This window comes from Paenibacillus sp. 01L418 (genome assembly GCF_056400045.1).
Genome location: NZ_JBFTSN010000353.1, coordinates 1 through 6,699 on the forward strand (window position 1 = coordinate 1; position 6,699 = coordinate 6,699).

Annotated in this window: 9 protein-coding genes; 5 read left to right on the forward strand and 4 right to left on the reverse strand. The window is 40.3% G+C overall.

The window, feature by feature from the left end:
• From AC1DSE_RS27320 to AC1DSE_RS27330, 3 genes are all read left to right on the forward strand, one after another.
• Nucleotides 1-951: spore germination protein (locus tag AC1DSE_RS27320; RefSeq protein WP_477528504.1), on the forward strand; the 951-nt coding region annotated here is incomplete at its 5' end.
• Nucleotides 944-2,005: a GerAB/ArcD/ProY family transporter gene (locus tag AC1DSE_RS27325; RefSeq protein ID WP_477512622.1), complete on the forward strand. Its 1,062-nt coding sequence runs from the start codon at nt 944-946 to the stop codon at nt 2,003-2,005. The genes AC1DSE_RS27320 and AC1DSE_RS27325, both read left to right, overlap by 8 nt.
• Before the next feature lie 5 nt (nt 2,006-2,010).
• Nucleotides 2,011-3,063: a Ger(x)C family spore germination protein gene (locus AC1DSE_RS27330; RefSeq protein ID WP_441882031.1), complete on the forward strand. Its 1,053-nt coding sequence runs from the start codon at nt 2,011-2,013 to the stop codon at nt 3,061-3,063.
• 11 nt (nt 3,064-3,074) lie between these two features.
• On the opposite strand, the gene AC1DSE_RS27335 is transcribed toward AC1DSE_RS27330, so the two are convergent.
• Both AC1DSE_RS27335 and AC1DSE_RS27340 read right to left on the reverse strand, forming a co-directional pair.
• A complete protein-coding gene (locus AC1DSE_RS27335) occupies nt 3,075-3,593 on the reverse strand; it encodes a GyrI-like domain-containing protein (protein WP_477512621.1) in 519 nt (172 codons plus the stop codon).
• An 81-nt stretch (nt 3,594-3,674) separates the two neighbouring features.
• Nucleotides 3,675-4,544 (reverse strand): LysR substrate-binding domain-containing protein, encoded by an 870-nt coding sequence (locus tag AC1DSE_RS27340; protein WP_441882025.1) that lies wholly within the window; start codon nt 4,542-4,544, stop codon nt 3,675-3,677.
• Nucleotides 4,545-4,662: 118 nt separating this feature from the next.
• On the opposite strand from AC1DSE_RS27340, the gene AC1DSE_RS27345 reads away from it, so the two are divergent.
• Nucleotides 4,663-5,808, forward strand: coding sequence for an MFS transporter (locus AC1DSE_RS27345; RefSeq protein ID WP_477512620.1), 1,146 nt, complete (start codon nt 4,663-4,665; stop codon nt 5,806-5,808).
• A 104-nt stretch (nt 5,809-5,912) separates the two neighbouring features.
• Entirely contained in the window at nt 5,913-6,101 is a 189-nt protein-coding gene (locus tag AC1DSE_RS27350; protein ID WP_339208474.1) for a hypothetical protein, read from the forward strand.
• A 70-nt stretch (nt 6,102-6,171) separates the two neighbouring features.
• Here AC1DSE_RS27350 and AC1DSE_RS27355 read toward each other — a convergent pair whose 3' ends face one another.
• Nucleotides 6,172-6,357: a hypothetical protein gene (locus AC1DSE_RS27355; RefSeq protein WP_441882019.1), complete on the reverse strand. Its 186-nt coding sequence runs from the start codon at nt 6,355-6,357 to the stop codon at nt 6,172-6,174.
• Nucleotides 6,354-6,699, reverse strand: a 346-nt coding sequence (locus AC1DSE_RS27360; protein ID WP_477528505.1) for a Ger(x)C family spore germination C-terminal domain-containing protein, incomplete at its 5' end; no start/stop codon positions are given. The genes AC1DSE_RS27360 and AC1DSE_RS27355, both read right to left, overlap by 4 nt.

The window sequence follows — 6,699 nt, forward strand, 5'->3', positions numbered from 1 at the left end:
GCGTTTACGGAAGATATCAATACGAATATCGGCATGTTGCGATCCAAAATAACAGCCAATCATTTAATCGTCAGTTCTTATTCAGTAGGCTCGTTTAATCCCCGCCAAGTCAGCATGTTTTACATAAAAAGCAGGTCTCAAAAAAAATTTGTAAACCATATCAACTCCCTTTTGGAGAAACATAAAGACACTGAAATTGAAAGCATTCAAGATTTATCAAAAATGCTAGGATTGCCAAAGTACAGCCTTGTCCCTCCATTCCTTTCAACTGAGCTTCCTTCAGAATCCGTTCGGCATTTAATGGAAGGCCGCATCATCATTTTTTTGGATCATCATCCCTTTGCAATGGCTATGCCTGGTTTTGTGACCGATCTTTGGAGTATGCAAGGGGATCGCAACTATCCATTCGTTTATATGATTACCATACGCATGGTACGGATTCTCGGATTGTTCGTAAGCCTTCTAGCACCAGGTCTTTATGTTGCCTTGGTTGCGGTCAATCCAGAGGTTCTTCGTATTCAACTGGCTTTATCTGTGGCACTAAGCAGAGAAGGTGTACCTTATCCCGCACTCGTCGAAGCTTTGTTCATGCTTGGCATTTTGGAGATGGTTATCGAAGCGAGCATAAGACTTCCAAAGAGTATAGGACCCACCACTACGATGGTAGGGGGAATTATACTTGGCCAAGCCGTTGTTCAGGCAAAATTGGTCAGTAATTTATTAATCATTATTTTAGCTGCGACAACAATCGCCAATTTCACGTTAGTCAGCTACCAAAATGCGTATATGATTCGAATCCTAAAATACGTTGTTTTGTTAATCAGCGCGGTTTATGGCCTGCTAGGCACGCTCGTTGGGGTCGTCTGGATTTGTTTTTACTTATCAAGTATGACTACTTTCCACTACCCGTATGTGAACTCGAGTATAAAATCTGGAGGTTCTAATGAGTAAATTCGCACCATTAACTACATTTTTTTTAGTTCATATTGCTACCATTCTTTTAGTTTTCCCTGAAAAAACGATCGCGTCTACAAAAAGCGGTCATTGGGAGCCTATTTTAATCGGATTTATGTTGGAATGGATCTTAATGTGGCTGTATCTAAAAGGTCTTGCTGGTTTTCCAAAAATGGATCTTGTCGATATTTTTAATGAAATAACAGGAAAATGGGCTGCACGCTTCATTCTTGCCCCGTTGCTCCTGTTCTTCTTTATCGATGTTTGTGTCATTCTCCGGGTTCACTCCGAAATGCTGACCGTGACCTTCCTTCCAGAATATCCGCTATGGTCACTTGCATTATTGGTACTCGTGCCTCTATATGCGGCTTGGAAAGGAATTCTTACGATCATAAGAGCAACTCTTATTCTTTTTATCATTTGTATGCCAGTGACACTTTTTTCGTTTTTCACTTCGTTTGGCAATTTTGATTTAAAGAATGGTTATCCGCTGTTAGATAAAACCTTTTCATTCATGGCCAGCGCTGATTTTTACTCGAGTTTTATTGCACACTCTGGATTTTTGTTCTTAGGATTTATCCCTCTCTATAAATATCCAATATTAAAAAAAAGCAAATCCATTTTTTTAACTTATGTGAGTTTGCTATTTTTTTATATTGCTCTCGTTTATATTCCGCTTTTTATATTCGGCCGCGAAACCTCGTCTCGCTTTCAATTCCCAACCATCATATCCATGGATTCCATCGATATCAGTTGGATTATGTTTGATAGACTAACATTATTTTTTATTACCTGTACGCTCATTTCTGTTTTTGTTTATGCTGCTCTTCTACTTTGGATGATGATCCAATTAATTCAAAAGCTTTATCTCATTTCCTCTATACCCGTCATCGTGATCATTCTCGCTATTTCAGTCGTTGCGCTTGCAGGGTTTCTCCCCACTTGGAATGCTGTTCAAGTTCTCATCAATATGGATACATGGTTCCGCTTTTACTGTATTTTCGCGATACCTTTAGCTATTTTCATTATGGGTATGGTAAAAAGGAGGTAGCTGGCATGAGATATAAGCCTCTTATTGCGTTCATATTATTATGCTGCAGCTTCGCCGTATTAGGAGGCTGCTGGAATAATAAAGACATTAATAAACGTATGCTGCCTGTCATTATGGGAATAACGGAAGGCAAGGAGGGCAATGTTCAAGTTTTTTTACGCATTCCAAGCCAACAAAACAACTCAACAAGAACGCTGCAAGCAGAAGCCAAATCGATCGACAAGGCTGTTGATATGCTCCGAACCCATGCAGAGGAAAGTGTTGATTTATTGCACTTAAAGCTGCTGCTCATAAGCGAAACCACGGCAAGAAAAAGCATTAAAGACGCCATCGAATTTGTTATCCGTTCAAGAGAAATTTCACCGAAAGCATTAGTCGCTATTGTATCTGGAGATTTCTCACAGCTAATGCACGATAAGAAAAAGGTGAATATCGGTTTATCCGCTTATGATTTTTTTGGCAAGGAGTCTGGTTGGACACCGAATATTTCCATTATTCACATTTGGGAAGCCTACCGCGGAATGTATGTACAAACAGAGGATACTGCAATCCCACTTATTGCGAAAGGGGCTACTACGCCCTTTATGTCCCTTGGTTCTGCCATAATGAACAGGGATCGTATGGTCGGGAAAATGTCAATTGAAGAGACTCTAATATACAACCTTTACCAAGGTCAATATTCAGGAGGAACGGTTGAACTCATGAATAATGCAACCGTTATGATCGATAGCGCTCGTGTTCACAATGAAGCGAGTTGGTCTGGTTCCACTCCAAACATCAAGAGCCATATGAAATTAATAGGCGTTATTGAAGAAGAGAAGGGAAACCCTACGAATGCAGAGGTTGAAAAAGAGCTGGAAGCTTTAATGCTTAAGAGATACTCTAATCTACTCAGCAGACTTCAAGCTCATAAATCGGATATTTTGGGGCTGGGACAATATTACCGTAATAAGATGACGGAGAATCAAAGCGAAAACTGGAAAACAGTATGGTTTCCGAAACTAAAACAAGAGTTTACCGTTAAAGTGATTATTAGAGACAGCGGTGATATCAAATAAACAAAAAGTTGTCATTTGATCAGCTTCTGCCGAACGGGATAGAGCATCGTGAAATCGAAGGTTTTGATGTCTGAATAAGGAATAGTCAACGCATTGATTGGCTTGAGCGGAACCGTCTCCATGCCGAGTACACCATCACGTTTATCAAGCTCGTAGTCCGGTGACTGCTCCAGCCAGGAGAACATCTTCTCATAAACACCCCACATGCTCGTCTCATCGCCATACACGCGAGAGCTAGCACACAGTCCACCGCTAACTTCAAGCGCTTCAACGCCTTCAGGCACGATGCCAAACTCTTTAACCTTAAGACCGACCCAAAGTGTATCCACTTCCTTATCCCATTGCTGCTGAGGGATGAATACAAACGCTGATTGTACTGAAGTCAGCCGTTCATCGTCCAGCGGCACATGTTCAGTCAGCTTGCTCCAAGCCACCCTTGTACCACTCTTGTCTGGCGTCATTCCTGTCCGCACTGCCAGCGCCTTAAATGGCGCTACTTCGACCATCTCTATTTCAGTTTCCTCTTTCAAATGATCCGCTCCTCTCAGCCTATCAATCAATAATTCCATCTAAATTTTTACATAAAAGTAAACGTAATTGCAACTACTTCCTCAAAAAAACAGTTCCAACCGCTTCATAAAAACTTTAGCCGCACGACTCAAATATCGATCATTGCGATAAAAAATTTCTAACTCTCGCGTCGGTGAATGTTTAATCGGAATCGCACAGATATTCATCGAACGGAAGCTTTCAATCAATTGGCTTGGTTGTATGGTAGCCCCAATTCCTTCTGTTACGAGCTGAAACAAAGATGTAACAGACCCTGTCTCCATAATGGTGTGTATAGATATTTCTTGCTCTTTGCACCATGTGTCAATTAAATCACGTCCATAAAAACCTTTGGGGAACATTACAAAAGGGATCTCTAATAATTGTTCTGGCAAAATAATATCCTGCGCTGCCAAATGATGTTCTTTATTTACGTATAGGCTGTACGATTCGGTATAGAAAGGAATACGAGTTAACCTTGGATCTGACTGAATCGCTAGACCAACACCAATATCAACCTCATTGTTCAGCACTTTATTTGAAATATCAATCGATGGTATAACTTGAACCTTTGTATTTGGCAGTTCCCTGTGGAAATCAACGAGCAATGAAGTTAATCGATAATCGAGATCCGATGGCAGCACGGCTACTCGCAATTGACCAGCATCCAGATTGGTAAGATCGGATACCGCCTTTTTGGCGTTTTCTAATTGTTGAACAATGTTCAAAGCATAGCTTTCAAGAAGCTCTCCCGCCTCGGTTTTAACCGTTTTTTTACCAATCCGATCGAATAAAGGAACGCCTAGCTCATCTTCCATCACCCGTATTTGTTGACTTAACGTCGGTTGTGAAATCCCTAATTTGTATGCCGCTTCAGAGAAATGCAATTCATTGCACAACATAAGAAAGTATTGTAATTGTCTAATTTCCATAGTAACATCCCTTCTTTTATGATAGTTAAATGCTATCGTTTCTATAGAATATATAGTATTGAACTATTATAAATACAAAACTATAATGAGTGCAACAACCAAGAAGGGGATGTTTCCTATGCGTTATATGTATCTTATTTTAGTTATATTTCTTGTATCCTTGAATTTAAGACCATCGATTACTTCGGTCGGTCCATTATTTGATATTATTCAATCCCATTTAGGAATGAGCGGGGTCACCGTAAGTTTGATGACGACACTGCCCGTTCTTTGTATGGGGATATTTGCTGTTTTGGCGATAAAGCTGAATTCCCATTTAGGAATAGAAAAGTCATTGCTTGTGGCTATGCTCTTGATCCTGACAGCCACTTCCCTTCGTGTATTCGCAAATAGCAGTCTTTTCTTAATTACGACATCGCTATTCACGGGTATTGGAATTGGAATTGCAGGACCATTAATTTCAGGCTTTATAAAAAAACACTTTCCAAATAAGCCGGGCATAACAGGAGTATATTCTGTAGCTATGGTCATTGGGGCTGCGATTGCATCCAGCTTCTCTGTGCCTTTATTCCATAAATTAAATGAATCGTGGCAATACTCTTTAGGCTTCTGGGGTATTCTGGCACTGCCCGCTTCTCTATTGCTTCTCCCGCTATTAAAGAAAAAAGGAACAAATAGAACCGTTATTCCGATCTCATCCTTGTTCGTCAAAAATAAACGTGTACAGTTGTTTACCTTGTTTTTTGGATGTATGGCCGCTATTTTTTATTCGATAACTGCTTGGCTCGCTCCCATTGCTCAATCGTTAGGTTTAAGCCATTCGCAATCCGGTCTTGTCCTTACATTATTTACTGTTATTCAAATTCCTATTAGCTTCTTCATTCCAATGCTTGTAAGTAAAACTGGCCGTAGAAAAACTTGGCTGCTCGTATGCGGTGTTTCGGAACTGATCGGAATTGTTTTATTGCTTTTGCATTTTTCTCCATGGTTTGCTGCTGTTTTTCTAGGTATTGGTGCTGGCGGTCTGTTTCCACTAGCAATCCTTATTCCAATTCAAGAGGCTAAAAGTGCGGAAGAAGCGACATCATTATCAGCTGTCATGCAATTTGGCGGTTACTTATTAGGATGCATTGGCCCTCTATTTATCGGCTTCACATCCGATCTATTTGATAACTTTGCTCCGGCGCTAGCCGTGCTAATGCTCATCATCTTCATTTTGCTTGCTGCTAGTTTAAAGATAGGCGACAAAAAAGAAACAGTTTAATTATAGTCATTTATTATCTTTCAAACCTACCTGAACAGGAATTAAAATACAGTTATGAAACAAATTGTTTTAACTAGTACTTGAACGGAAAGGAGGAATAATCGATGGCAAAATCAAAAAGAGGACGAACGCTTTGGAACCTCCCATCACGCGGCAGAGGCACCTGCCCTACTTGCAATCGTACTAGAATCAAATTGCTTTATCCGCGAGCGACAAAAAACGGCTCATCGATCACGGTATGCAAACGCTGCATTAATGCTGATCAATCACGAGTAGATGCTGTAACTGGATAAAGAAATTGCTTACTAATGTTGCGGCAACCATATAAATAAGGCCTCTGCAGTTAGCAAAGGCCTTATTTTTTTATTCCTCTCCGATTATTCTGACTAAAACAGGAACAACTAACGTGATGCCCGCTAATATACTTACACCAATCGCTCCTCTAAAATTTTTCTGCTTCCAAAGCGAAGGAGCAAGGCTTCCCACATATACGCAGCCCCAGATCGAGAATAAACCTAAAATAGTAAACAACACAACATGCTTGCTCATGAAACCTGATCACCTTCAATCGCAGGCCCTACTTGACCACCATATCGCCGCATGACAAAGGAAATGTTAACTTCATACTTCATTTTCTTCAAATGACTGCTCCAATTAAAAGCATCCCACTCTTGCACCGATGAAAAAGTGGATACCACTCGATTGTTGATCCGATAACAATCGACATTCCATTGATGAATGGTCTTGTTCAACAATTTAAGGGCATCCTCATGCAATTGTTTTTGAATGGACTTCTCCAGTTTTTCTCGATTATTCGGCTGGGTATAATTCACTTTTGTTTGCACGCTGATCAGTTCTCCTTCCAATGTAACATCGAAGATTGCGGTAACT

Coding starts and splice junctions, on each gene's coding strand:
- AC1DSE_RS27325 (WP_477512622.1), top strand. CDS start 944: ATGAGTAAATTCGCACCATTAACTACATTTTTTTTAGTTCATATTGCT.
- AC1DSE_RS27330 (WP_441882031.1), top strand. CDS start 2,011: ATGAGATATAAGCCTCTTATTGCGTTCATATTATTATGCTGCAGCTTC.
- AC1DSE_RS27340 (WP_441882025.1), bottom strand. CDS start 4,544: ATGGAAATTAGACAATTACAATACTTTCTTATGTTGTGCAATGAATTG.
- AC1DSE_RS27345 (WP_477512620.1), top strand. CDS start 4,663: ATGCGTTATATGTATCTTATTTTAGTTATATTTCTTGTATCCTTGAAT.
- AC1DSE_RS27350 (WP_339208474.1), top strand. CDS start 5,913: ATGGCAAAATCAAAAAGAGGACGAACGCTTTGGAACCTCCCATCACGC.
- AC1DSE_RS27355 (WP_441882019.1), bottom strand. CDS start 6,357: ATGAGCAAGCATGTTGTGTTGTTTACTATTTTAGGTTTATTCTCGATC.